At 73.6% G+C, this 22,109-nt stretch carries 27 protein-coding genes and 4 pseudogenes; 13 read left to right on the top strand and 18 right to left on the bottom strand.

Annotated elements, in window-relative coordinates:
• Positions 1 to 17: 17 nt before the first annotated feature.
• On the top strand, positions 18 to 1,496 hold the full coding sequence (locus tag RIU97_RS37300; protein WP_404961897.1) for a condensation domain-containing protein: 1,479 nt from the start codon (positions 18 to 20) through the stop codon (positions 1,494 to 1,496).
• Between the two features lie 10 nt (positions 1,497 to 1,506).
• Here the strand turns inward: RIU97_RS37300 and RIU97_RS37295 are convergent, their stop codons facing one another.
• The 5 genes from RIU97_RS37295 to RIU97_RS37275 form a co-directional block, all read right to left on the bottom strand.
• Positions 1,507 to 2,172, bottom strand: a complete 666-nt coding sequence (locus RIU97_RS37295) for a hypothetical protein (protein ID WP_404961895.1) — start codon at positions 2,170 to 2,172, stop codon at positions 1,507 to 1,509.
• Positions 2,169 to 2,921 (bottom strand): TetR/AcrR family transcriptional regulator, encoded by a 753-nt coding sequence (locus RIU97_RS37290; protein ID WP_404961894.1) that lies wholly within the window; start codon positions 2,919 to 2,921, stop codon positions 2,169 to 2,171. The genes RIU97_RS37295 and RIU97_RS37290 overlap by 4 nt, the downstream gene beginning before the upstream one ends.
• A gap of 117 nt (positions 2,922 to 3,038) precedes the next feature.
• Positions 3,039 to 4,259: an RNA polymerase sigma factor gene (locus RIU97_RS37285; RefSeq protein WP_404963074.1), complete on the bottom strand. Its 1,221-nt coding sequence runs from the start codon at positions 4,257 to 4,259 to the stop codon at positions 3,039 to 3,041.
• A gap of 68 nt (positions 4,260 to 4,327) precedes the next feature.
• Entirely contained in the window at positions 4,328 to 4,687 is a 360-nt protein-coding gene (locus RIU97_RS37280; RefSeq protein WP_404961892.1) for a YciI family protein, read from the bottom strand.
• 125 nt (positions 4,688 to 4,812) lie between these two features.
• The gene (locus tag RIU97_RS37275; RefSeq protein ID WP_404963073.1) at positions 4,813 to 5,082 is read right to left on the bottom strand and encodes a hypothetical protein; all 270 of its coding nucleotides are present in this window, start codon (positions 5,080 to 5,082) and stop codon (positions 4,813 to 4,815) included.
• A gap of 91 nt (positions 5,083 to 5,173) precedes the next feature.
• Here RIU97_RS37275 and RIU97_RS37270 point away from each other — a divergent pair, with 91 nt between their 5' ends.
• Positions 5,174 to 5,512, top strand: coding sequence for a thioredoxin domain-containing protein (locus RIU97_RS37270; protein ID WP_361759757.1), 339 nt, complete (start codon positions 5,174 to 5,176; stop codon positions 5,510 to 5,512).
• Positions 5,513 to 5,515: 3 nt separating this feature from the next.
• Here the strand turns inward: RIU97_RS37270 and RIU97_RS37265 are convergent, their stop codons facing one another.
• Positions 5,516 to 5,746 carry a hypothetical protein gene (locus tag RIU97_RS37265; protein WP_404961891.1) on the bottom strand — a complete coding sequence of 77 codons (231 nt, stop codon included), beginning with the start codon at positions 5,744 to 5,746 and terminating at the stop codon, positions 5,516 to 5,518.
• Positions 5,747 to 5,955: 209 nt separating this feature from the next.
• On the opposite strand from RIU97_RS37265, the gene RIU97_RS37260 reads away from it, so the two are divergent.
• Both RIU97_RS37260 and RIU97_RS37255 read left to right on the top strand, forming a co-directional pair.
• Positions 5,956 to 6,309: a DUF1304 domain-containing protein gene (locus tag RIU97_RS37260; protein ID WP_404961890.1), complete on the top strand. Its 354-nt coding sequence runs from the start codon at positions 5,956 to 5,958 to the stop codon at positions 6,307 to 6,309.
• Positions 6,306 to 6,884, top strand: a complete 579-nt coding sequence (locus RIU97_RS37255) for a TetR/AcrR family transcriptional regulator (RefSeq protein WP_404961888.1) — start codon at positions 6,306 to 6,308, stop codon at positions 6,882 to 6,884. The genes RIU97_RS37260 and RIU97_RS37255 overlap by 4 nt, the downstream gene beginning before the upstream one ends.
• Positions 6,885 to 6,968: 84 nt before the next feature.
• On the opposite strand, the gene RIU97_RS37250 is transcribed toward RIU97_RS37255, so the two are convergent.
• A complete protein-coding gene (locus RIU97_RS37250) occupies positions 6,969 to 7,175 on the bottom strand; it encodes a cold-shock protein (RefSeq protein WP_030714758.1) in 207 nt (68 codons plus the stop codon).
• Between RIU97_RS37250 and RIU97_RS37245 the strand changes: the two genes are divergently transcribed.
• A complete protein-coding gene (locus RIU97_RS37245; RefSeq protein WP_404961887.1) occupies positions 7,162 to 7,653 on the top strand; it encodes a hypothetical protein in 492 nt (163 codons plus the stop codon). The two genes, RIU97_RS37250 and RIU97_RS37245, sit on opposite strands and share 14 nt — an antisense overlap.
• A pseudogene (locus RIU97_RS37240) lies at positions 7,647 to 7,709 on the top strand (hypothetical protein); the annotation flags it as partial. The gene RIU97_RS37245 and the pseudogene RIU97_RS37240, both read left to right, overlap by 7 nt.
• Positions 7,710 to 7,853: 144 nt before the next feature.
• Here RIU97_RS37240 and RIU97_RS37235 read toward each other — a convergent pair.
• On the bottom strand, positions 7,854 to 8,222 hold the full coding sequence (locus tag RIU97_RS37235; RefSeq protein WP_404961886.1) for an HGxxPAAW family protein: 369 nt from the start codon (positions 8,220 to 8,222) through the stop codon (positions 7,854 to 7,856).
• Positions 8,223 to 8,314: 92 nt separating this feature from the next.
• Here RIU97_RS37235 and RIU97_RS37230 point away from each other — a divergent pair, with 92 nt between their 5' ends.
• On the top strand, positions 8,315 to 8,809 hold the full coding sequence (locus tag RIU97_RS37230; protein WP_404961885.1) for a MarR family winged helix-turn-helix transcriptional regulator: 495 nt from the start codon (positions 8,315 to 8,317) through the stop codon (positions 8,807 to 8,809).
• A 67-nt stretch (positions 8,810 to 8,876) separates the two neighbouring features.
• Entirely contained in the window at positions 8,877 to 10,364 is a 1,488-nt protein-coding gene (locus tag RIU97_RS37225; RefSeq protein WP_404961884.1) for a DEAD/DEAH box helicase, read from the top strand.
• A 30-nt stretch (positions 10,365 to 10,394) separates the two neighbouring features.
• Here RIU97_RS37225 and RIU97_RS37220 read toward each other — a convergent pair whose 3' ends face one another.
• From RIU97_RS37220 to RIU97_RS37200, 5 genes are all read right to left on the bottom strand, one after another.
• A complete protein-coding gene (locus RIU97_RS37220) occupies positions 10,395 to 10,865 on the bottom strand; it encodes a hypothetical protein (protein ID WP_404961882.1) in 471 nt (156 codons plus the stop codon).
• A complete protein-coding gene (locus tag RIU97_RS37215; RefSeq protein ID WP_404961881.1) occupies positions 10,862 to 11,137 on the bottom strand; it encodes a hypothetical protein in 276 nt (91 codons plus the stop codon). The genes RIU97_RS37220 and RIU97_RS37215 overlap by 4 nt, the downstream gene beginning before the upstream one ends.
• A gap of 57 nt (positions 11,138 to 11,194) precedes the next feature.
• On the bottom strand, positions 11,195 to 11,845 hold the full coding sequence (locus tag RIU97_RS37210) for a GNAT family N-acetyltransferase (RefSeq protein ID WP_404961880.1): 651 nt from the start codon (positions 11,843 to 11,845) through the stop codon (positions 11,195 to 11,197).
• 163 nt (positions 11,846 to 12,008) lie between these two features.
• Entirely contained in the window at positions 12,009 to 12,566 is a 558-nt protein-coding gene (locus RIU97_RS37205) for an SRPBCC family protein (RefSeq protein ID WP_404961879.1), read from the bottom strand.
• A gap of 85 nt (positions 12,567 to 12,651) precedes the next feature.
• Positions 12,652 to 13,824 carry an NUDIX domain-containing protein gene (locus tag RIU97_RS37200; RefSeq protein WP_404961878.1) on the bottom strand — a complete coding sequence of 391 codons (1,173 nt, stop codon included), beginning with the start codon at positions 13,822 to 13,824 and terminating at the stop codon, positions 12,652 to 12,654.
• A 168-nt stretch (positions 13,825 to 13,992) separates the two neighbouring features.
• Between RIU97_RS37200 and RIU97_RS37195 the strand changes: the two genes are divergently transcribed.
• A complete protein-coding gene (locus RIU97_RS37195; RefSeq protein WP_404961877.1) occupies positions 13,993 to 15,447 on the top strand; it encodes a DUF418 domain-containing protein in 1,455 nt (484 codons plus the stop codon).
• Between the two features lie 13 nt (positions 15,448 to 15,460).
• Here the strand turns inward: RIU97_RS37195 and RIU97_RS37190 are convergent, their stop codons facing one another.
• From RIU97_RS37190 to RIU97_RS37180, 3 genes are read right to left on the bottom strand one after another with little or no spacing between them, the layout of a single operon-like run.
• Positions 15,461 to 15,814, bottom strand: a complete 354-nt coding sequence (locus RIU97_RS37190; RefSeq protein ID WP_404961876.1) for a UBP-type zinc finger domain-containing protein — start codon at positions 15,812 to 15,814, stop codon at positions 15,461 to 15,463.
• The gene (locus RIU97_RS37185; RefSeq protein ID WP_404961875.1) at positions 15,811 to 17,370 is read right to left on the bottom strand and encodes an ATP-binding protein; all 1,560 of its coding nucleotides are present in this window, start codon (positions 17,368 to 17,370) and stop codon (positions 15,811 to 15,813) included. The genes RIU97_RS37190 and RIU97_RS37185 overlap by 4 nt, the downstream gene beginning before the upstream one ends.
• The gene (locus RIU97_RS37180) at positions 17,367 to 19,043 is read right to left on the bottom strand and encodes an FAD-dependent oxidoreductase (protein ID WP_404961874.1); all 1,677 of its coding nucleotides are present in this window, start codon (positions 19,041 to 19,043) and stop codon (positions 17,367 to 17,369) included. Before RIU97_RS37180 ends, RIU97_RS37185 begins: the two co-directional genes overlap by 4 nt.
• Positions 19,044 to 19,237: 194 nt before the next feature.
• Here RIU97_RS37180 and RIU97_RS37175 point away from each other — a divergent pair, with 194 nt between their 5' ends.
• Both RIU97_RS37175 and RIU97_RS37170 read left to right on the top strand, forming a co-directional pair.
• Positions 19,238 to 19,705: a hypothetical protein gene (locus tag RIU97_RS37175; protein ID WP_404961872.1), complete on the top strand. Its 468-nt coding sequence runs from the start codon at positions 19,238 to 19,240 to the stop codon at positions 19,703 to 19,705.
• 91 nt (positions 19,706 to 19,796) lie between these two features.
• Complete coding sequence (locus RIU97_RS37170; protein ID WP_404961871.1) at positions 19,797 to 20,162, top strand: hypothetical protein; 366 nt, start codon at positions 19,797 to 19,799, stop codon at positions 20,160 to 20,162.
• Positions 20,163 to 20,314: 152 nt separating this feature from the next.
• Here the strand turns inward: RIU97_RS37170 and RIU97_RS37165 are convergent.
• A pseudogene (locus RIU97_RS37165) lies at positions 20,315 to 21,059 on the bottom strand (maleylpyruvate isomerase N-terminal domain-containing protein).
• Positions 20,995 to 21,552, bottom strand: coding sequence for a maleylpyruvate isomerase N-terminal domain-containing protein (locus RIU97_RS37160; RefSeq protein ID WP_404963072.1), 558 nt, complete (start codon positions 21,550 to 21,552; stop codon positions 20,995 to 20,997). Before RIU97_RS37160 ends, RIU97_RS37165 begins: the two are co-directional and overlap by 65 nt.
• 39 nt (positions 21,553 to 21,591) lie before the next feature.
• Between RIU97_RS37160 and RIU97_RS37155 the strand changes: the two are divergent.
• Positions 21,592 to 21,736, top strand: a pseudogene (locus RIU97_RS37155) (transposase); the annotation flags it as partial.
• Positions 21,737 to 21,755: 19 nt separating this feature from the next.
• Positions 21,756 to 22,046: pseudogene (locus RIU97_RS37150) on the top strand (hypothetical protein); the annotation flags it as partial.
• Positions 22,047 to 22,109 lie beyond the last annotated feature (63 nt).

Below are 22,109 nucleotides of genomic sequence, written 5' to 3'. Positions count from 1 at the left end.
GACGAAGGGATGACGGTATGCGGCAGTTTCCTCTGGAGATGCACCACGTGGCACCCGGCCGGGTGGTCGAGTGGCGGCTCCGGTCCACGGCGGCGGAGGCCGGCGGCACGGACGATCCGGCGAGCAGGAAGGCGTCCTTCAACCAGGACAAGCACTTCACCGTCGCCGAGGAGAGCCGGGCGGCCGACGACCCGGTCGCGTCCTGGGTCGCGGTCACCTTCGAAGTGACCGGCCCGCTGGACGAGGAGGCCCTGGCGCAGTCCCTGCTGTCCTTCGTCCGGCGGCACGAGGTGCTGCGGTGCGCATTCCGCCGGCTGGCCGGGGAGCTGGCCTGCGAGCCCTTCGACCCCGCCGGGCTCTCCCTCGAACCCCGGCACGTGGGCACCTTCGACTCCGCCGAGCTGCTGAACGGATTCCTCGTCGAACGGTTCAAGCGGAGCATCGACACCCTCTCCTGGCCGCTGTTCATCATGGGCGCGGTGCTCCGCGAGGACTCCGCCACGGTCTACCTCGCCTTCGACCACATCGTCTGCGACGGCATGTCGATGCCGATCGTCGTGAGCGAGGTGCTCACCTCCTACGAGGCCCTGTGCCGCGGCGACGAGATCACGCTGCCGCCCGCCCCGAGCTATCTCGACTTCGCCGACCAGCAGCGCCGCCGCTACCTGTCCATCGACGCCCGCGACGAACGCCTGGACTACTGGAAGTCCTTCATCGGCCGGGCCGGCGAGTTCTTCCCCCGCTTCCCGCTCGACCTGGGCGTCGAGCCGGACCGGATGTACCCGATCGTCAACGAGGCCTCGCTGCTGCTGGACGCGGGCGAGACCGAGGTGTTCGAGAAGACCTGCCTGACGGCCGACGGCAAGCCCTTCATGGGGGTGCTCGCCTCCGTCGCCGTGTGCCTGCGCGAGGCGGGCGGGCCGGGCGTCTACCGGGGTCTCATGCCGGTCAGCGAACGCGGCCGGGGAACCTGGACGAACTCGGTGGGCTGGTTCGTCAACACCATGCCCATCGAGTTCGACGCCTCACCCGGCCGGGACTTCGCCCAGGTCATGGCCTCGGTGCGGGCCGGCTTCACCGAGATGATCGGCCATGTCGACGTGCCGTTCGTACGGGCGTGGGAGCTGCTGGCACCCGAGGAGTTCGCCGCCCGCTCCTGGCCGTACCCGGTGAACTTCTTCTCGTACATCGACATGCGCAAGTGCCCGGGCGCCGACCGCCACGACGACTGGCGGCCCGCCACCCACGTGTGGTCGGCGCGCGCCAACGGAGCCTGTTCGTGGTTCCAGCGGGACACCGACGGGCTGCACATGAACTCGCTCTACGTCGACACCCCGGCGGCCCGCCGGACCATGGGCGACTTCCAGGAGGCACTGCGCCTGACCGTCCAGGGGATCGCCCGCACCGGCGGCTTCCGCCGGCCCGTCGCGCTGACCCCGCCGCGGCGGCCGGTGGGCACCCCCCTGGACGTGGCCGCCCACGCCCGGCGCCGCTGACCCGGGGGGCCTACGCGGTGGCCGCCCGGGCGGCTCGCGGGGTGCTCCGCAGCAGGGCGATCCCGACGGCGAAGGCCCAGTAGACGAGGAGGGCCGCCGTCAGCGCCGTGTTGCCCCAGCCCACCGCGCTGTAGAAGTCGGCGGCGTCCGTACCGAAGAACAGCGAGGGGACGAAGGCGAGGTTGACCGCGGCGACGCCGTAGGCCGTGTACCCGGTCCAGCGCGGCAGGACGCGGGCGCGCAGGATCGCGTACCCGGCGGCGGTGAGGAGCACCGCCGTCAGCAGCCGGGCGGCCGAGCCGTGCAGCAGCATGTTGGCGTGGGCGAGCGGGCCGTCGACGGTGGGGTCGAGGCCCCCGCCGGGGTGCTCCAGGACGATGCCCGCCTCTACGGACGCGGCGACCAGGGTGACGGTGACGTAGGCCAGCCCGGCACCGGAGACCAGGGTGGCGGGCCAGTCGAAGGCGGGACCCGCGCCGCGGATGACGTGGCGCAGGCCCGCGAGGAAGGCCAGCAGGGCCGCGCAGGTGAGGAGGTTGAGGAGGATCCGGGCGAGGACGTTGCCGGCGGGCGGCGGGCCGGAGTGGACGAAGTAGAGCGGTACGGCGACGGCCGCGAGTGCGCCCGCCGCGATGCCGCAGATTCCCATGAGCCGTCGTACGTGGTTCTCGTTCATCGGTTTCCTTCCCTCGGTGGTGAGGACTTCTCGATGCCGTCGAGCAGCCGGGCGATGCCGCAGGCGACGATCGGGGCCACGTCGCCGTCCTCCTCCTCGTCGAGCCCCGGCCCGCCCGCGAGGGAACAGAGCGTGGGGAACGCCCCCGGGTCGAGGCGCTCGGCGAGGATCCGTCCGTAGGAAGCGGCGCCGGCCGGGTCGAGTTCGGTGGCCACCCTGGCCAGGTCGCGCACGGCGCCGGAGATGAAGGTGGCGAGCGGGATCAGCTCGCCACGGCCGGCGCCCGAGCGGGCCAGCGGACTCAACAGGGCTTCGAACCAAGCGAGTTCGTTCGGACCGACCGGCGCGCTGACGGTGGGCACGCGCACCATCCACGGATGCCGGGCGTACGTCGACCAGAGCGCGTCGACCCAGGCTTCGACCTCGGCGCGCCACCCCGCCCCGGCCGCCACGGGCGGCCGGCCGATGGCCGCGTCGACCATGGCCGCGACGAGCTGCTCGCGGCCGGGCACATGCCGGTACAGGGCCATCGCCGTGCAGGCCAGCTCGGCGGCGACGCGCTGCATCGACAGTGCGTCCAGCCCTTCGGCGTCGACGACGGTGACGGCCGCGTCGACGATCCGGCGCGGGGTGAGGCGCGGGCGGCCCGAATCCGTCCGCTCGGCCTCGACCCTCCACAGCAGGTCGGCGACGGCGGCGAGATCGGGCGCGGCGGCCGATCCGCCCGGCCCCCGGGGCTCACGGGGCATCTCGGCCCTCCCTCACGGGCAGATGTTTATGACATATACAAAGTATAGGTCGTACACTTCGAAGACAAGGGGGGTGCCGCGCAAGGCGAGTTGGGGCCGCTGGCCGTTGCTCCCCGCTCAGAGGCGGGACGCGCGCCGCAGGAGCAGATTGCGTTCCCGCGCGTTGCGCGTCAGCGAGGCCGCACGCTCGAACTCCGCCCGGGCCTCCTGCGGTCGGCCGAGCCGCTCCAGCAGGTCGCCCCGTACGGACGGCAGCAAGTGGTAGGTACGCAGGGCCGGTTCCCTCGCGAGGGCGTCGACCAGCGGCAGGGCCGCTTCCGGCCCCTCGGCCATCGAGACCGCGACGGCCCGGTTGAGCTCCACCACCGGCGAGGGGATCAGCTGGACGAGCCGGGCGTAGAGCGCGGCGATCCGCTGCCAGTCCGTGTCCTCGTAGCGGACGGCCGCCGCGTGGCAGCCGGCGATGGCGGCCTGGACGGAGTACGGGCCGTTCCCGGCGTGGCCCAGGGCCTGGGCGCCGCGGGCGATGAGCATGCGGTTCCACCGGGCCCGGTTCTGGTCGGCGAGCAGGACCGGCTCCCCGTCGGGGCCGGTGCGGGTGGCCATGCGGGACGCCTGGAACTCCAGCAGCGCGGCGAGGCCGTGCACCTCGGGCTCCTTGGGCATCAGGCCGGCCAGGACGCGGGCCAGGCGCAGCGCGTCCTCGCAGAGGGCGGGGCGGACGAGGTTGTCCCCGGCGGTGGCCGAGTAGCCCTCGTTGAAGATCAGGTAGATGACCTCCAGGACCGAGGAGAGCCGTGCGTCGCGGTCGGCGCCGTACGGGACCTCGAAGGGCACTCCGGCCTTGGCGAGGGTCCGCTTCGCCCGGACGATGCGCTGGGCGACGGCGGGCTCGGAGGCGAGGAAGGCGCGGGCGATCTCCTGGGTCGTCAGCCCGCCCATCAGGCGCAGGGTGAGCGCGATCCGGGCCTCGGTGGCCAGGACGGGGTGGCAGGAGGTGAAGATCAGGCGCAGCAGGTCGTCGTCGATGTCATCGGGGTCCGCAGGCTCGGCGGGCGGCGGCGCGTCCTCCAGGGTGCGGCCGACCTCGGCGAGCTTGCGCGCGTAGGTCTCCTTGCGGCGGACGAGGTCGATGGCGCGGTGCTTGGCGGTGGCCGTGAGCCAGGCGCCCGGCCGGTCCGGGACGCCGGACTCCGGCCACTGCTCGAGCGCGGCGACCAGGGCGTCCTGGGCGATCTCCTCGGCGATGCCGACGTCCCGGACGATCCGGGCGACGCCGGCGATGATCCGCGCGGACTCGATCCTGAACACCGCTTCGACCGCCTGGGCCGCACTCACTGCCGTCACGGCCACCCATCAGAGCAGCCGTGACGGGGCAGGGCAAACGCGGCGCGGACGCCCCGGGATCACATCTCCTCGATCTCCCGGACCTCGGCGCTGACGTTCCACTCGGCCGGGTGGATCTCGAGGAACCGCTTGGTCCACTCGATGGCCTCGGCCTTGTCCTTGCACTGGATGAGGGAGTAGCCGCCGACGACCTCCTTGGTCTCGGTGAAGGGGCCGTCGGTGTAGCTGATCTTCCCGCCGGACCAGTTGACCCGGGTTCCCTCGGGGGTGCGGAGCAGGCCGGCCGTGTCGAGCATGACCCCGGCCTTGTTGATCTCCTCCATGTAGGCGCCCATGTTCTGCAGGAACTCGGGCGGGAACTCGGTGTCGGTGGTGAGCTCCTGCTCATCGATGCGGATCATCGTCAGGAAGCGCGGCATGGTGACTCCTCGGTCGGGAGGGCGGGGACTCTCCCCGCCTCTCACCCCTGCGTCGAACGGGAGACACCCGGATCGACAGCCTCCGGGAAATTCTTCGAAGATTTTCCGGGGACGGCCACCGGACGTCAGCGGCTGTCACCCGTCCAGTCCCAGTGGCGCGGGTCCGCGGCGCGGCGGCGGTAGTGGGCGCGGCCGCCCGCTCCGTAGCGCCCTATCTCGGTGGGAAGCCTGGCCTCTTCGGCGAGCTGGGGCGCGCTCCAGCCGGTGATGTCCAGGAGGAGCCCGTCGAGCGGCCCGCCGACCAGTTCGCCGTAGACGTGGCCGGAGCGGGGGCCGGGGTCGGGGTCGTCGTGGTCGGCGCCGTAGACCCGGCGCCGGAGCATCCTGTCGTCCATGCCGCTCAGCTTCACAGGAGCCACTGACATTGCGGCGATGATGGGGGCCGCCCTCCCGATCGCGGGGGCGTACGAGCGAGGAGCGACACGCATGGCACGTCGGGTGCACCAGCCACTGGAGGACCAGGAGTTCGACTTCATCCTGTCGATGACGACCGGGCCCGTGCTCGCCTACTTCTGCGGCACCTGGCCGAAGGCCGTCGAGGCCTGCCGCGCGATGGACGCGGTCGTCGGCGAACTGACCGAGGAGTACGGGACGCGGTTCACGGCCGTCCGCACCGACATGACCCGGTGTCCCGGGCCGACGAGGCGCTACGGGGTGACCGGAGCGCCGACCGCCGTGATCGTCAAGGACGGCGAGGCGGTCGCGAGCCAGGCCGGGCCGATGACGCGCGAGGAGTTCCGGGCCTTCCTGGACGCCAATCTCTGAGGCTCAGAGCAGGGTGACGGCCTGCCGTTCCAGCCTCAGGGAACGGGCAGGCGTACAGCCGGCGGGTCCCCGCGAGGGAAGGCTCCAGGGGTGCCGAAGCGGCGCTCCCAGCCGGTCTTGGTGCGGGTGTCCGCAGCTGGGCGGCGAGCCCAGCACCGGACCGGTGAGGCGGGCGGCGGTGGCCGCCACGGCCCCCTCGGCGTCGGGGGCGCCGGTCGCGGGGCCGGTGGGCACACGATCATCCGGTGGCGGCCCCTGCGGTGCCCTGACCAGGCCGCGCCGAATAGCCGGCCTCGACGATCGCATGAGGGGCCTCGTAGAGAAGGGTCACCCGGCCGGCGCAGGCGCGGGGTACGACAGCGGACCGGAGATGACTTCCTGTACAGTTGTCCAGAAAATCGCGCTCCCATTCATCCCCCCTGCCCCCAGAAGTGGAGGCGGCCATGCACGCGGTCGCTCAGATCCTGATCGGCCTCGTGGCCGCGCTGCACGTGTACTTCCTGGTCCTGGAGATGTTCCTGTGGGAGCGCCCGCCCGGCCGCGCGCTGTCCGGATTCGATGCCGACACCGCCCGCCTCACCGCGCCGCTCGCCGCCAACCAGGGCCTCTACAACGGCTTCCTGGCCGCCGGTCTGATCTGGTCGCTCGTCATCGACTCGCTCGCCACGCAGATCTTCTTCCTCGTCTGCGTGATCGTCGCCGGGGTGTACGGGGCCGCGACCGCCAACCGCCGGATCCTCGTCGCCCAGGCCCTGCCCGGCGCCCTCGCCCTCGGCGCGGCGCTGCTGGCCGCGTGAGCCCGGAGGACCCGGGTACGGGGGACCCGCGCACGGCCCGGACGAAGGGGCGGCTGCGCGAGAGCCTGCTCGCGGAATGCGCCACCGCACCGCTCGCGGAGGTCAGCGTCTCGGCGGTGGTCCGCCGGGCCGGGGTCGGCCGCGCCACCTTCTACCTGCACTACGAGGACCTCACCGCCCTCGCCGTCGACGCGTGCGCCGACGTGGTGCACGCGGCGGTCGACGCCCTGCACGCCTGGCAGACCGGCCCCGCCGCGCTCCCCCCGGCCCGGCCCCCGGCGGCGCTGGCCGCCTTCCTCGAGGGCGCGGCCGACCGGGCGCCGCTCTACCGCACCCTGCTCCTCCCCGGCGGTGGCGGTCCGCTCGGCGACCGCCTCCACCGGGAGCTGCGCGAACGCGCCCGCGCCGAGCGCGCGGCCGCGGGAGCCCCGCACCCGGACCTGGTCGCCTCGGCGGTGGCCGCCGCCTTCACCGGCGTCCTCGCGGACTGGCTGCACGGCGTCGTCCCTGCCGACCCGCCCGCCCTCGCGGACCACCTCTGGCGCCTGCTCCTGGCCCTCCACCGGGCCGGGTAGCCGCACGGCCCGGGCCCCGGACGCGCGAGAGCCCCGCCGGGAACCGGCGGGGCTCTCCTCACGGGCGTGGCTCGTGAAGCGGCACTACGAGAGGGGGACCACCTGCTCTGCCTGCGGACCCTTGGGGCCCTGGGTGACGTCGTACTCGACCTTCTGGTTCTCCTCCAGCGACTTGAAACCGGTGGTCGCGATCGCGGAGAAGTGCACGAACACGTCGGGGCCGCCGTCGTCCTGCTGGATGAAGCCGAACCCCTTCTCCGAGTTGAACCACTTCACGATGCCTGTTGCCATCTGGCTGATCCTTCTCAACGTTCCACTGCGGGCCGCATATGCGGCCGTCTCGATCCTGCCCAACCCTCCCCGACAGCACACGCTGGACGCGGCCAACCGGGGCGCGGCGCGCATTCGAACTTCTGGTCGCCTTGTCCGTGAAAAGGGGGAGCAGCTCCTTCCGGAGGCCTTCCGGAAGCGCCTCGGGCTGGGGCCGGCCGGCATCGACCGGCTCGCCGGGCTGACCCGCGGCGGCTGGCACCACATGCGGGTGCTGCGCTTCCCGGCCGCCTCGCGCACGACGGAGCGCGGCATCGGCGCGCACACCGACTACGGGCTCCTCGTGATCGCCGCCCAGGACGAGGTCGGCGGCCTCTTCGTGCGTCCCCCGGCCGACGGCGAGCGCCGGCCGCGCAACTGGCTGCCCGGTGAGAGCACGGCGGGTTTCGCGCAGGACTCCCCCGGCTGGACGTACGTGGCCCCGGTGCGGGGGTGCTGACGGTGTTCCCCGGGGACATCCTGCAGTTCCTGACGGGCGGGGCCCTGCTGTCGACCCCGCACAAGGTGCGGCTCGCGGACCGGGAGCGCTACACCCTGACCTACTTCCACGAGCCGCGTTCGACGCCCGGGTCCGGCCGCTGCGGCCGGACCCGGGGGACGACACGGAGATCCACTACGGGGAGCACTTCACCCGCATGTTCATGCGCTGCTATCCGCAGCGGGCAACGACACTACGGATCGAGGCCGAGGGGCTGCTGCTGCGGCTCGGCGCGGTCCGCTGACCCGGCAGCCCAGGCAGTCGGCGTGCCCGGTGTGGGCGCCGGCGTCCCGGGTGCGCCAGTCCCAGTCGGCCTCCGGGCGGGGTCCGCTCGGCTTGCCCCATCCGGCGAGGTGCAGCAACCAGGTGACGATCCCGGCCGCGGCGACGACGCCGAGGCCCAGCCAGATCCCGGGGGTCCAGGCCGCGCACACGGCGACGCCCGCTCCGGCGAAGCCCAGCAGGGCCAGGGTGGTACCGGTCCAGCCGGCCACGGTGTGGCCGAGGTCGACGTGGCCGTGGGCGCTCATGATTCTCCCTGGTCGAACGGTCGGCAGTAGGCTCGGAGAGAGGATTCGTTTATCTCACGAGCTAAGTAACTTAGATGCTAAGGAGTATCTGCGTGGAGGGCAAGCCCCGCCCCCCGGCCACGGCCGCGGAGGCGATGTCGCGCATGGACCAGTACGTCGCCCTGGGCATCGTCGGCCAGCAGGAGGTGGCGCAGCGGCTCGGGCTCAACGTCACCGACCTGACCTGCCTGGGCCACATCCTGGGAGCCGGGGACCCCCCGCTGGCCGCCGGTGACCTCGCCGAGCTGGTGGACCTCACCACCGGCGCCGTCACCGGGGTCCTCAACCGCCTCGAACGCGCCGGGTACGCGCGGCGCCGGCCGGACCCGTCCGACCGGCGCCGGGTACGCGTGGTGGCCGAGCCCGAGGCGGCAGCCCGGGTCGTCGCGGTCTACCAGCCGTTCTACGACCGGCTGGGCGCCCTGTTCGCCGACTACACCCCCGACGAGATCGCCGTGATCGCCGACTGGTTCGAGCGCGCCGCGGTCGAGGTCCGCACCCACTGTGCGCAGGTGCGCTCCGGGGAACTGGACACCGGGGAGGCTTAGCCCCCGCTGGTACCATGGGCGGTTGACCATCTTCTTCTCACCCGCTTCTTGCTTCGAAAGGTCCTGCATGAGGAACCCGTCAGTTCACGGACGCTTCGGTGTGAAGGGCGGTGCCAAGGCCGGAGCCAAGTCCGGCGGCAAGACCCCCCGGAGCATCGGGCCGCAGGGCGAGTTCACGATGCACGAGCCGAAGGTGCCGGGACTGGCGCCGGTGGACTCGTTCTCGGAGCTCGACCTGCCCCTTGAGCTGGTGACGACCATGGCCTCCCTGGAGGTCAAGGAGCCGTTCCCCATCCAGGCCGCGACGCTGCCGAACGCGCTGGCCGGCCGGGACGTCCTCGGCCGCGCGCGGACCGGCTCCGGCAAGACCCTGGCCTTCGGCCTGGCGCTGCTGGCGCGCACGGCGGGCCAGCAGGCGGACCCGAAGCGCCCGCTCGCGCTGGTCCTCGTACCGACGCGCGAGCTGGCGCAGCAGGTGACCGAGGCGCTGGAGCCGTACGCGGCGGCCCTGAAGCTGCGGATGGCCACCGTGGTCGGCGGGCTGTCCATCGGCCGGCAGGTGAGCGCCCTGCGCACCGGCGCCGAGGTCGTGGTGGCCACCCCCGGCCGCCTGAGCGACCTCGTCGGGCGGCGGGACGTGCACCTGGAGCGGGTGAAGATCACCGTGCTCGACGAGGCCGACCAGATGTGCGACATGGGCTTCATGCCGCAGGTCACGGAGATCCTGGACCAGGTGCACCACGCGGGGCAGCGGATGCTGTTCTCGGCGACCCTGGACCGCAACGTCGACCAGCTGGTGCGCGGCTACCTGAAGGACCCGGTCGCCCACTCCGTCGACCCGCAGGCGGGCGCGGTGACCACGATGGACCACCACGTACTGCACATCCACGCGGCCGACAAGATCTCGGCGGCGACCGAGATCGCGGCCCGGGACAACCGGGTGCTGATGTTCCTCGACACCAAGCACGGGGTCGACCAGTTCGTGAAGCACCTGCGGGCCATGGGCGTACGGGCGGAAGGGCTGCACAGCGGCAAGTCGCAGCCGCAGCGCACGCGGACGCTGGCCCAGTTCAAGACCGGGGCCGTGACCGTCCTGGTCGCCACCAACGTCGCGGCACGCGGCATCCACATCGACGACCTCGACCTCGTGGTCAACGTGGACCCGCCCGCCGACCACAAGGACTACCTGCACCGGGGCGGCCGTACCGCCCGCGCCGGCGAGTCCGGCCGGGTCGTCACCCTCGTCACCCCGAACCAGCGCCGGGACATCGTCCGCCTGATGGCCGACGCCCGGATCCGGCCGACGATCACGCAGGTCCGGTCCGGTGAGGCGGCGCTGAGCCGGATCACCGGCGCCAAGGCCGCTCCCGGGGTGCCGCTGGCCGGCTCCGCGCCGACCGACGCCAAGGGCCGGCCCTCGGGGTCGGACCTCGGCTTCCGCGGCATCGGCACCCGGCCGGGCCGGCCGGGGAAGGGCAAGGAGTCCCGCAAGACCGTGGAGGCCCGGCAGCAGGCCGAGGCCCGCCGCGCGGCCCGGGTCCGCCGGGGCGTCTGACGGGCCGCGGCGCAGCCGCGGCCGGCCGTTTCAGACCGCGGTACGCCTGCGCAGGCGGACCGCGGCGGCGGTGCGTACACGGCCGGTGCGGCCGCTGCTCGCCAGCAGGCGCAGGGCCTCGTACGAGGTCAGGGACTGGGCGGCGGTGCGCTGGCACCAGTCGGAGGCCGCGGTCAGCTCCGCGGCGGACCAGGACTCGCCGCGGGTGATGGCCTTGAGCAGGACCCACTCCCGCAGCCGGCGCTCGGGGAAGGCCCGCCCGGCGAGGGCGTCGGCCATCCCCCGGGCCCAGGCGGGGAAGCCCTCGTCGGCGAGCAGCCGCGCCGCCCGGCGGTCGAGGTGGGTGACCACCGCGCTCTCGGCCATCACCGGATCGGGGTCGCGCAGCACGGCGGCCACGGCATCGGCCTCGGCGCTCCCGCCCGGCGCGACGGTCAGTGCCTCCAGGTGGCGGCCGTACCGCCAGTGCTCCGGGGGCGTGGCGGCATCGGAACGGCTCATCGGGCGCCCCCTTCGCGCACGTGCCCGGCCCAGCCTTCGTCCGGCAGCGGCTCCCAGTCGACCTCCACGGCCGACCCGTGGTGGTCCCGCGCGATGGCGGTCACGGTCGCGGTGGCGATGGCCTTCGCCTGGTCGGCATCGACGACGGCCGGGTCCGCCCGGCCGCAGCCGACACCGACGATCGACTGCGCCCGGCCGTCCCCCACCGGCATGACGAGGACCCGCTCCGGCATGCCTATGGCAGGCCGCTGCTTCTTCTTTCCTCTCCCCATGGCATCCATTCCACACGACCGCCGTGAACGGCCGGTCGTCAGGGTGGCGTCCGGGCGTTATCGGCTCGCGGGGGCCAGCAGCAGGGACTCCGCGCCGACCGGGCGGTATCCGGCGGCCTGGAAGGCGCGGATGCTGCGCGCGTTGCCGGTGGCCTGTTGGGACCAGACCGGCTGCCCGCCGGGGACGAGGTGGCGGGCGGCGCGGGCCAGTTCCCGGCCCAGTCCCCGGTGCCGGACGTCCTCGTCCACTTCGATCGCCGTCTCCCAGCGGCCCGCGACCCCCCGGCCGAGGACGAGGACTCCCCCGTCGGCCGACCAGACCCTTACGTCGTCACGGCGCTTCAGGGCCCGATGTACGCGGGGGTGGTCGGGGTCGGCCATCTCCCGGAGCTGCAGCGGGGGTTCGCCGGGCAGCGGACCCGCGACGGTGAGCAGGTCGATCGTGTCGGTGCTGCGTCCGGTGCGGGCCAGCAGGGCGGCCAGGAAGCGGGCGTTCATGGTGGCCGCGAGCGCGTCGCAGTCGAGGGCGTCGAGGGTGGACCGCACCCAGTCCGGGTCCTCGTCGGTGAACACCACGGAGTGCGCGGTGAAGGCGATGACGCCCGCGTCGCGCCGGTTCTCCTGCGGGACCACCGTGGTGCCGCCGTCCGGGGGCGGGAACCGCCCCTCGGCCGCCGCGTCCAGAATCTCCGTCAGTGTGTGTCCCATGCCCGTCAGACCTGCCGCTCGGGTGCCATGTCCGCGCTCCTGGTTCGTGGTTACTACACATGATCTCAGGTGCGGTACGGGCCGGTTCGGCCGGGGACGGCGGAGAGCCGGACGGCGCCGGACCGCGCCGGACGGCCCGGGCCCGGCTCTCCGGGTCGCGGGTTCAGCCCTCGGGCGTCCCGCGGTTCGGACGGGTCTCGTGCGCCTCGTGGCCGCCGGACCCCTGGCCGCCCTCGTGCTCGGGTTCCGGCAGCGGAGCCCCGGTCTCCAGCAGGGTCTTGAGGCTCGACGCGAGCATCGGCCAGGCCCGCCCGCACATGCCGATCAGGGTGCCGCCGGGCTCGAACCCCTCGTGCAGGACGGTCAGCCGTGCGAGGGTGTCGCCGACCGGCTCGATCTCGTACGTCACCTTCGTGCGCCGCTCCTTGGCCAGTTCGGCCCGCAGCTCCTCGGCGATCCCGACCGAGGCCGCCCACTGCGGGCTGAAGGTGTGCCAGGTGTAGGACAGCAGGCGGTCCGGGATGCAGTCGAGGACCACCTGCTCGGGGTCGCTGGTGCGGGCCCCGCGCTCGACCCAGTCCATGGACGAGCCCACCGCCCAGTCGGTCTCGAAGCTCAGGCCCCAGTACCGGCGGGTGAAGGCGGGGTCGGTCAGGGCCTGCCACACCCGGGCGGGATCGGCCTGGATGTACAGCGTGTAGGTGATCGCACTGTCGCTCATGGCCCCATGCTGCGGGACCGGGGACCCCGGACGCCGGATTTCCCGATCATGGCGGGGGCCGCGGGCGGACGGCCGCCCGCCCGCGTCACCATCGCACGCCGTCCTCCGGGAGTTCCGTGGGCGGGGTGCGGGTGGGGACGGGGAGGGAGAGACGGGCGCGGGCCGCGTGGACCGCCGCGAGTTCGTGTGCGCCGGCCGGGCCCCAGTCGCTCAGTTCGCGGACCTGCTCGGGAGTGGCCAGCAGGCGGGCGTACGCCGGGTCCGCGGCCGGCGGGAGGCCGGTGAGGCGGGCCGCGGTGCGGGCGTGGGCGCCCTGAGCGGCGTGCCGGTAGCCGAGCGGGACGGCCCCGGTGGCCGGTCCGGCCGTCGGAGGCGGCAGATGGGCCGTACCGGTGGCCCTGGCGATCAGGAGCAGGACCCGGCCGTCGGGGCCGAACAGCCAGCCGCAGTGGTCCCGTACGGGCAGCTGCGCCGGCACCGGACCCGGGTGCCAGGTGCCGTGCAGCGGGGTCCGCCGGGTGCGGAGCACCCCGAGCCGGTCGAGGGCGGTCGGCGCGGTGGGGCGGCCGTCCTCCAGCAGGGCGGTGCCGGAGCCGTTGATGCGGGCGCGCAGGGCGGACAGGGCGCGGCGGGCGTCACCCGCGTCCATCAGGGCGGGCAGATCGGCCGGCTCGGCGAAGTGGATGCCGGTGATCTCCTGGGCCGGGAGGCGGACGGCGTCGATCCGCTCGGCGGTCCAGGTGCCGCCGTCGTAGACGTGCAGGATCTCGCCGGGGAAGCGCATCTCGGGCGGGAAGCCGGGGGTGTCGGCCGGGATCCAGTCCACGGCCAGGCCGCGCGGGTAGCGGCCGTCGAGGCCGAGCTCCTCGCGCAGCTCGCGGGCGGCGGCCGCGGAGGGCGCCTCGCCCGCGTCCACGGCTCCGCCGGGGAGCATCCGGTCGGCGCGGTAGTCCACGCTCTGGACGAGGATCCGGCCGTCGGTGTCGGTGACGAGGACGACGGCCGCGGTCCAGACGGCGGCGCGGGAGGCCCCGTACTCCTCGGGGGTCATCCAGGTCCCCGCCCGCTCGTGGCCGTCGGTCGCGGCCTGGCCGGCTTCCGCCCCGCCGGTCGCGGGCCGGTCGGCATCGGTCCCTCCGGCTTCCGCCCCGCCGGTCGCGGGCCGGTCGACCTCCGCCCGGTCGACCTCCGCCCGGCCGGTCTCCCCCTGGTCGGTCTCCGCCTGGTCGGTCGCGCCCTGGTCGGTCAGCTGCGGCATCGGACTCCGTTCACCGTGGGTGGACCCGCCGACTGTGCAACAGCGGGCGCCGCCTCCGGGTTACGGCGGCCCGCGCGCCTCGGGCCCGGCCCCCGCCTTTGCCATCCCCCTGCCTGCTTATTACCTGGTTATGTCGCCCTTGGTACCTTCCGCAGGCGGACTGGCGGCATGAAAACCGCCGGTCCGACCACGTCACCGCACCGGCCGGCCCAGGAGAGATCCCCCCATGCGACGCGCTTCCCCCACGGGCACCCGGCCGACGACCGCAACGCGGCGGAGGGCAGCGGGCCCCGGCGGTGCGGCAGCCGGCACGACAGCGTGACGGGCGGCGGGAGCGGCGGGAGCGGCGCCCGCGGCCGGCTGGCCGGGGTGGACGCCGTGCGCGGACTCGCCGTCCTCGGCATGTTCGCCGTGCACGTCGGCCCCGGCCCGCGGCCCGAGGGCGCCGGTTACGTACTCGTCGCGGCCGACGGACGCGCCCCGGCCCTCTTCACGCTCCTCGCCGGGTTCTCCCTGGTCCTCGCCCAGCGCGGCCAGGACCCGGCGCGGCGGCCCGACGGCTGGGCGGGGCGCTGGCGTCCACTGCTGATCCGGTGCGCCGTCCTGGCCGTACTCGGGCTGTTCCTGGCCTCGCTGTGGCCGGGGATCCTGGTGATCCTGGCCTTCTTCGCCGTGTACTTCCTGGCGGCCGAACCCTTCGCCCGGCTGTCCACGCCGGTGCTCGCCGCCGTGGCGGGCGTATCGGTGGTGGCGGGTCCGCTGCTGTCGTTCCTGCTGGGCCCGGTCTTCGGGTACGGGTCGTCCGGGCGGGGCCTGGTCCCGGAGGCCGCCGACCTGGCGAGCTGGTCCGGGCTGGGCACGGCGGTGTGCGAGCTGCTGCTCACCGGGGCGTATCCGCTGGCCACCTACTTCCCTTACGTCCTGGCCGGGATGGCCCTGGCCCGGCTGTGCGACGTGCGGGAGCGGGCCGTGGCCCGGCGGATGGCGGGGTGGGGCTCGGCCGCCGCGGTCGCCGGATACGGCTCCGCCTGGCTCGCCGCCCACGCGTTCGGGGGCCGGCAGCGGCTGCTGGAGGCGATAGCCGTCCACCACCCGGAGGCCCTGGCCGCCGCCGACCCCGTGGGGGAGGTGCTGCGCGGGCAGTTCGGCGCCGTGCCCAGCACCTCCTGGGACTGGCTGCTGGTGGCCGACCCGTACAGCCAGACCCCGCTGGAGACCCTCGGCAACGCGGGCGTGGGGTGCGCCCTGATCGGCCTGTGCGCGCTGGCCGCCCGGCACGCGCTGGGCGGGCGCCTGCTGCGCCCGCTCACGGTGCTCGGGGCGATGGCGCTGAGCGCGTACGTGGTCCACGCGCTGGTGCTGGCCGGTCCGGCGCACGGCGCCGCCTCCTGGTCCGCCTGGCTCGCCTTCAGCGGCACGGCGCTGGCCCTGACCTGGGCCTGGCAGCGGGCCTGGGCCGACAGCCCACTGCGTCGCGGCCCGCTGGAACACGCGCTGCGTCTCGCAGCCGAGGCACCCGCCCGGCACGACGCAGCAGGGCGGCGCGCCGGCCATCCGCACGGCGGCGCGCGGGCCGGCCGGGGCGACGCGCCCGCTGAGCCGGGTCCCGGCGCCCGCCGCTGACGGTCGGGCCCCTTCAGCGGTGCAGCAGCCGCATCCAGTCCTCGGGGACCCGGCCGGCCGGACCCGGCGCCGGCTGGTCCGCGGGGTGGCCGCCCGGCGGTGTCAGCTCGGGCCCGGACTCGTACATCTCGTCCCGGTCGTAGTCCCAGAACCACTCCTCGCCCGGTTCGAAGCTCTGCACCAGGGGATGCCCGCTGGACTTCCAGTGGGCGGTGGCGTGCTGGGCGGGGGACGAGTCGCAGCAGCCGATGTGGCCGCACTGGGCGCAGCGCCGCAGGTGGAACCACCAGCCGCCCAGGGCGTCGCATTCGGCGCAGCCGGTGCCGGCGGGCGGGACGCTGGGGTCGATTCCCTTGATGTCGGTCATGCGGGCTCCTCGGCGGTCTCGGTCTCGTTGCCGGTGTTGGGGCCGATGTTGGGGACGATGCCGGGGCCGGTGTCCGTGGCGGTCTCGGTGCCGGTCTCCGTCTCGGTTGCGGGCTCGGTCCCGGGTTCCGGGGCGGTCAGCGGCAACAGCACCTGGAAGCGGGTGTCGCCGGGTGCGGACTCGACCTGGAGGCTGCCGTGGTGCTTGTTGACGACGATCCGCCAGGAGATGTCCAGGCCGAGGCCGGTGCCCTCGCCGACCGGCTTGGTGGTGAAGAAGGGGTCGAAGATGCGGCTGCGGATGTCCGCCGGGATGCCGGGACCGGTGTCGCGGAACTCCACCAGCAGCCGGTCCCCCTCCCGCGCCGTGCGGACCGTCAGCGTGCCCTCGCCGCCGGTGCTCCCGATGGCGAAGACCGCGTTGTCGATGAGGTTGGTCCACACCTGGTTGAGCTCCGCCGGGTAGGCGGGCACGTCCGGCAGGGAGCGGTCGTAGTCCTTGACCACCCGGACCCGGGGACCGATCTTGCCGGACAGCATCAGCAGGGTGCTGTCGAGGAGTTCGTGGACGTCGACGACCCGGTGCGGGGCGCGGTCGAGCTGCGAATACTGCTTGGCGGCGTCCACGAGGTGGGAGATGCGGGTGGTGGAGTCGTCGATCTCGTCCATCAGCAGCTCGGTCTCGACCGTGTAGTTGAGCCAGCCGACGGCCCCCGGGAGGATGTCCTCGGCCACGGCCGCCGCGACCTGCTCCAGCCAGTCCGTGTCCAGCCCGGCCTGTACGAACGTCGGTGCGATCCGCCAGCCCTCCGCGATGCCGTGGTCGTCGAGCCAGTCGGCGAGCTCGTCCTCCCGGTCGGACGCCTCCAGGGGGCTCAGCACCGGCGCCTTCGCTACGCGTTCGGCGGTGCGCTCCTGGATCTCGATGAGGTCCGCGAGTGCCTCGCGGGAGTAGGGGCCGTGGGCGATGACGGCCAGCTTGTGCCGCATCTTGCCCACGCGCTCGCGCAGCGCGGCGGTGGCCCGGACGGCCGCCGCGGCGGGGTTGTTGAGCTCGTGGGTGAGCCCGGCGGACAACGATCCGAGGGCCAGCAGCCGTTCGCGCTGGCCGATGGCCCGCTGGGTGTTCTTCGCACCGAAGAAGAGCCCTTCCAGCAGGTGCGCGGCCATCGGGAACCATTCCTGCATGAAGTCCGCGAACGACTGCGCGGGCAGGACGAAGAACCGCGTCGGCTCGGTCACCCGCATCGAGTTGGTGTACGTCTGCGGCACGCGGTCGCCCAGGTAGGCCTGCATGGCTCCGGCGTACACCCCGCGCTGCGAGGTCCGGCTCACCTCGACGTCGTCGCCGCCGACCCGGCGGGACAGTACGACGGTGCCCTCGATCATCACGTAGAAGCAGGTCGCGGGCTCGCCCTCGGCGTAGACCGGACCGGTGTCGAACCGCTCGACCCGCCCCTCTGCGCACAACCGCCCGAGCTGCTCCGGGGAGAGCTTCTCGAACAGGAACAGGGAGGCGATCTCCTGCGGACTACAGGGCATCGCCCGCCCGCTCATGACTGCTCCAGGTACCGGTGGACGAGCATCACGGCCATGGCTCCCTCTCCGACGGCGGAGGCGACGCGCTTCGCGGACCGGGCCCGCGCGTCGCCCGCGACGAACACGCCGGGGATGTTGGTCTCCAGGTGGTAGGGCGGCCGGTCCAGCGGCCACTCGGCAGGCGGCCGTCCGTCCGGCGTGAGGTCCGGCCCGGCCAGGATGAAGCCGCGTTCGTCGCGCAGCACCGTGCCGTCCAGCCAGTCGGTCAGCGGTGCCGCGCCGATGAAGACGAACATCCACTGCGCGTCCACGAGTTCCGTCGCGCCGTTGTCCACGTCCCGCAGCACCAGCTGTTCCAGGTGCCCCTCGCCCTGCGCCGCCTCGACGACGGTCCGGGTGCGCACCGAGATGTTCGGCGCCTCCTGGATCTGCTGGATCAGGTAGTACGACATCGACGCGGTCAGGGACGCGCCGCGCACCAGCAGCGTCACCGACTTCGCACCGCGCGCCAGGTACATCGCGGCCTGTCCGGCGGAGTTGGCGCCGCCCACGATGTAGACGTCGTGCCCCTGGCAGGAGGACGCCTCGGTGAGGGAGGAGCCGTAGTACACCCCGCGGCCCGTCAGGTCCTCGCAGCCCGGTGCCTGGAGCTGTCGGTACGACACGCCGGTCGCCAGGATGATGCTGTGCGCGGCGACCGACGAGCCGTCGGAGAAGCGGACGACGCGCCCCGGGCCGTTGAGCTCCAGCCCGGTGACCTCGCGTGCGGTGAGGATCTCGGCGCCGAACCGGCCGGCCTGGCGGCGGGCGCGTTCCGTGAGCTGGGCTCCCGAGACGCCGTCGGGGAAGCCGAGGTAGTTCTCGATGCGGGAGCTCTGCCCGGCCTGTCCGCCGGTCGCCGACCGCTCGACCAGTACGGTCCGCAGTCCCTCGGAGGCTCCGTAGACGGCTGCGCCGAGCCCGGCCGGGCCGCCGCCGATGACGACGAGGTCGTAGAACTCCGCGGTCGGCGTCGTCGCGAGCCCCACGTGGGCGGCCAGGTCGGGCGCCTCCGGCTCGATCAGCACGGTGCAGTCCGGCGTGATCACCACGGGGAGCCGCCGTGCGTCGGCCCCGGCCGCCTCCAGCAGCCGCAGCCCCTCGGGCTCGTCGGAGGAGTACCAGCGGTACGGCACCTGGTTCCGGGCCAGGAACTCCCGCACCTGCGAGGAGCGGGCCGACCAGCGGTGCCCGACCACCTTGGTGGCGGGTACCGGCCGGTAGTCGCTGGCGCGCCAGGCGGCGAGCAGGTCGTCCACGACCGGGTAGAGCTTCTCCTCCGGCGGGTCCCAGGGCTTGAGCAGGTAGTGGTCGAGGTCGACGACGTTGATCGCGTCGATCGCCGCGCTGGTGTCGGCGTACGCGGTCAGCAGCACGCGCCGGGCGCCCGGGTACACGTTCAGGGCCTGTTCGAGGAACTCGATGCCGTTCATCTGCGGCATGCGGTAGTCGGCCAGGATCACGGCCACCAGGTCGCCCCGCAGCTTCAGCTCGTGCAGCGCCTCCAGCGCGGACTCGCCTGACTCGGCGCGCACGATCCGGTACCCGGCGCCGTAGCGGCGCCGCAGGTCACGGGCGACGGCACGGGAGACCCCCGGATCGTCGTCCACGGTCAGGATGACGGTCCGCGCTGCGTCGGCGACCTCTGCCATACGTCTCCCACGACGGCCTGGACCGGCGGCGCGGCGAGCCGCCCGCCCCGGTTCCCGCCCATCGTATGTTCGATCGTCCGGGTTCGCTCCGGGACGCCACAGCGTGTGTGCTTCCGGTGCACGCCCAGTCGCCGGGGTCACCCGACCGTGTGATGGGTGCGGTTCGCCCGGCGCCGGTGCGGCAGGGTGGGCGAATGCAGCTGCGCCGGGCCCTGCCCCTGACCCTTGCCGCGCTCGTCACGGCCACCGGATGTGTGACGGTGCGTCCCGCCGCCCCGCCGGGCGCGCCGCAGCCCGTGCCCGCGGCGGTCCGCGCGGAGCCCCCGCAACCGACGCCTCTCGCCCTGCCGTTGGGGCCCCTGCCGGCGGTGTCCGAGCCCGCCCCGGCGCCGCCGGAGCCCGAGCGGGTGCCGGTGCCGGTGCCCGTACCGGCCTCGGTACCGCAGCAGCCTCGCCGGATCAGGCCCGCACGGCCCGCCAAGCCGCCGAAGCCGCCGAAACCGGCGCATGCCGCGAAGCCCGCGGCCCCGGCCAAGCCGCGCAAGCGGCCCCCGGCGGCGACGAAGCCGCGGCCCGCGCCGCTGCGTACGTACGACATGGCCCCCCTGTGCGAGGCGGCCCGGGGCACGGTCTCACCGTCCATCGTGGCCCTGTGCCACTAAGCCGCCCCCCGGATCCCCCAGCACCAGCGCTGCTGTAGAGAGATCAGCGGCATCACCGCCAGCCAGCCCTACTGAAGATGAGGACATGTCCGTGGGCGTCTACGTGTCGGTCAGAGGATGGCTGGAGTGCGATGGGGCGCAACTCGCCGCCGTTCAAAAGATCATCGCGTCTCACCAGGACGATCACTACTCCAACGGGTGGGGCACGCCTCGTCGGCACGTCAACTGGACGCACTACGTCTTCTACGGCGCCGACATCCGGCAGTCGGCCGTGGACTGGCTCATCGAGCAGATCAGAGAGATCGCACGGATACCGGCTTCCGACGACGACGGAGACCGCATCAGGGGGTTGTTCCTCGCCGGTCACGAAGCCGACGGCACAACTGAATGGCAGGTCCGCGAGGGCCAACTCTTCGTCTCGTCAGGCGACATCAGGCACCGGTACCTCGACGGCTAGTGCTCTGACCGGGACGTTTACGGGGCTTGGCGGCGGCGGGGCCGGAGCAGGCCCGCAGCCCGCCCCGCAGCCGCGCGATGTCCGCAACCCCGGGCCCAGTGGCGCCCGCAGGAGCGCGCGCACAACCGCCGGATGCGTCACAAGTGCGCGTTTTACGCGTTCGGGTCCCAGTCTGCGAGCTGCTCCATCGGCTCGGTGTCGCCGGTGGTCTCCAGGCCGTCGAGCGGGACGCGCTCGTAGAAGGAGAGGACCAGTTCGCTCGCAGCGTCGCCTCGCATCGCCATGTCGCCCGGCTCCGCGTCGGCGGCGAGGTCGTCGCAGCGGACGCCGTCGGCGTTGAGGGTCAGGCGCCAGGAGCGGCCCTCGGTCGTGTGCAGGTCGATGGCCGCCGGCTTGAACGGCCAGGGGACGGTCGTCGCCGAGACGGTCGTCAGGAACTCGTCGACGCCCTCGACCGCGACGTCCGTCGGCAGCGGCTGTGCGGCCCCCTGGGTGAGCTGGGCGTCGTAGGCATGGACGGCGATCTCCTGGATCTGGTGCCGGGCCACGGCTCCGCTGTTCTCCGGGGCCTGCTAGCGGCCCCACCGGGTCCAGCAGCCGCGGTCCCGGCCGGCCTCGCGCATCGCGTCGAGCATGAGCTCGGTCGACTCGGCGAGCCAGGCGTCCAGGGCTTCGCGGTCGCGGGGCGCGGCCGGGGCGCCCTTCGGGTCCGTCCTCGCCGGGGGCTCAGCGCAGGGGCCGCCGCGACGATGGCGGCCTGGCGGCGGCGGCCGCCGCCGAGGTGCTGCGCCAGTTCGCGCAGCGTCCAGTCCGGGTGGTCGGGACCTGGACGTCAAGGTCGGGGGCGGACGCGATCGCGGCGCGGAACGCGGCCGAGCGGTCTTCGATCAGCCGCAGGACCTCGGGAAACTCCAAAGTGTTCTACTCCTCGGGCTCCCAGGCGATCAGCTGCTCGAACACCTGCTGGTCGCCCTCGATCTTCAGGTCGCTCAGCGTGAGGCGGCCCCAGACGAATGAGGAGCAGCTGCTCGGCCGTGCCCGTGGCCGAAGCGGAGGCGGGCGCGGCGTAGTCCGTGAGGGGTGCGGGCCAGGCGCCGGTGCCGTCCAACACGAGGAGCCAGGAGCGGCCCTCGGTGGCGTGGTAGTGGATGGTGGCGGCCTCGTGCGGCCAGGCCGCCGGGGTGGAGTTGCAGGTGTCGAGAAACTCGGCCACGCCGTCGATCGCGACGTCCGCCGGCATCGGCTGCACGGCGCCTGCGGCGAGCTGGGCGTCGTAGGTGTGCACCAGCACCTCGTGCACCCGGCGCCGGGCAACGCCCCAGGCATTCGTCGGCGACACGCCGGCGCCCCACCACGCCCAGCACTCGCGCTCCGGGCCAGCCTCGCGCAGCGCACTCAGCAGCAGCTCGTTCGACTCGGCGTACCAGGCGTGGTGCCGGATGACCTGTGGGGGCCGGATCGAGCCGTTGCTGCCGGTCAGGCAGCGGCGTCCGCGCCATCCCGGCCGGCTGCCACCGGACGACCGTGGCTGCCTGCAGGGCATCCCGTTCGTGCTGCACACCGGGATCCAGTGGCCCGGCGATCGTGCTTGCCGTCGTGCACGCCCACGGGGACGCCCTGGACTTCCTGCGGACGGTGCCCGTGGAGGAGGTCCGCTGGACCTGTATGAGCCCGGCCGCGCAGATCGCTCCGGGCGAGCGCACGGGCACGTACCGGCTGGCGATCGACGACCTGGTCGTCGACGACGAGGGCCTCAGCCGGATCTCCACGGAGGACTACGCCGTCGCCCTGCTCGACGAGATCGAGCTCGCCGCGCACGCGGGCCGGCGGTTCACCCTCGGCTACTGGGCGCCCCGAAGGCCCAGGGCTCCCCCGTGGGGTTAATGGGTGGATGTGTCTGCTCCGGATACCTACAGTGACCAGGCACCACGTCGTCGAGCAGGAGCG

The organism is Streptomyces sp. 147326 (genome assembly GCF_045000215.1).
Lineage (GTDB): Bacteria > Actinomycetota > Actinomycetes > Streptomycetales > Streptomycetaceae > Streptomyces.
Note: the sequence above shows the minus strand (reverse complement) of the source record. Positions and strands in the feature narration are given on the sequence as shown.

Bases quoted from the DNA above. Each gene is read 5' to 3' on its own strand.
- RIU97_RS37210 (WP_404961880.1), bottom strand. From the start codon at position 11,845: ATGGGACACACACTGACGGAGATTCTGGACGCGGCGGCCGAGGGGCGG.
- RIU97_RS37185 (WP_404961875.1), bottom strand. From the start codon at position 17,370: ATGAGCGGGCGGGCGATGCCCTGTAGTCCGCAGGAGATCGCCTCCCTG.
- RIU97_RS37200 (WP_404961878.1), bottom strand. From the start codon at position 13,824: ATGCCGCAGCTGACCGACCAGGGCGCGACCGACCAGGCGGAGACCGAC.
- RIU97_RS37175 (WP_404961872.1), top strand. From the start codon at position 19,238: ATGCAGCTGCGCCGGGCCCTGCCCCTGACCCTTGCCGCGCTCGTCACG.
- RIU97_RS37215 (WP_404961881.1), bottom strand. From the start codon at position 11,137: ATGGGGAGAGGAAAGAAGAAGCAGCGGCCTGCCATAGGCATGCCGGAG.
- RIU97_RS37205 (WP_404961879.1), bottom strand. From the start codon at position 12,566: ATGAGCGACAGTGCGATCACCTACACGCTGTACATCCAGGCCGATCCC.
- RIU97_RS37260 (WP_404961890.1), top strand. From the start codon at position 5,956: ATGCACGCGGTCGCTCAGATCCTGATCGGCCTCGTGGCCGCGCTGCAC.
- RIU97_RS37275 (WP_404963073.1), bottom strand. From the start codon at position 5,082: ATGGACGACAGGATGCTCCGGCGCCGGGTCTACGGCGCCGACCACGAC.
- RIU97_RS37295 (WP_404961895.1), bottom strand. From the start codon at position 2,172: ATGAACGAGAACCACGTACGACGGCTCATGGGAATCTGCGGCATCGCG.
- RIU97_RS37195 (WP_404961877.1), top strand. From the start codon at position 13,993: ATGAAAACCGCCGGTCCGACCACGTCACCGCACCGGCCGGCCCAGGAG.
- RIU97_RS37250 (WP_030714758.1), bottom strand. From the start codon at position 7,175: ATGGCAACAGGCATCGTGAAGTGGTTCAACTCGGAGAAGGGGTTCGGC.
- RIU97_RS37190 (WP_404961876.1), bottom strand. From the start codon at position 15,814: ATGACCGACATCAAGGGAATCGACCCCAGCGTCCCGCCCGCCGGCACC.
- RIU97_RS37245 (WP_404961887.1), top strand. From the start codon at position 7,162: ATGCCTGTTGCCATCTGGCTGATCCTTCTCAACGTTCCACTGCGGGCC.
- RIU97_RS37225 (WP_404961884.1), top strand. From the start codon at position 8,877: ATGAGGAACCCGTCAGTTCACGGACGCTTCGGTGTGAAGGGCGGTGCC.
- RIU97_RS37290 (WP_404961894.1), bottom strand. From the start codon at position 2,921: ATGCCCCGTGAGCCCCGGGGGCCGGGCGGATCGGCCGCCGCGCCCGAT.
- RIU97_RS37300 (WP_404961897.1), top strand. From the start codon at position 18: ATGCGGCAGTTTCCTCTGGAGATGCACCACGTGGCACCCGGCCGGGTG.
- RIU97_RS37180 (WP_404961874.1), bottom strand. From the start codon at position 19,043: ATGGCAGAGGTCGCCGACGCAGCGCGGACCGTCATCCTGACCGTGGAC.
- RIU97_RS37270 (WP_361759757.1), top strand. From the start codon at position 5,174: ATGGCACGTCGGGTGCACCAGCCACTGGAGGACCAGGAGTTCGACTTC.
- RIU97_RS37235 (WP_404961886.1), bottom strand. From the start codon at position 8,222: ATGAGCGCCCACGGCCACGTCGACCTCGGCCACACCGTGGCCGGCTGG.
- RIU97_RS37220 (WP_404961882.1), bottom strand. From the start codon at position 10,865: ATGAGCCGTTCCGATGCCGCCACGCCCCCGGAGCACTGGCGGTACGGC.
- RIU97_RS37280 (WP_404961892.1), bottom strand. From the start codon at position 4,687: ATGCCGCGCTTCCTGACGATGATCCGCATCGATGAGCAGGAGCTCACC.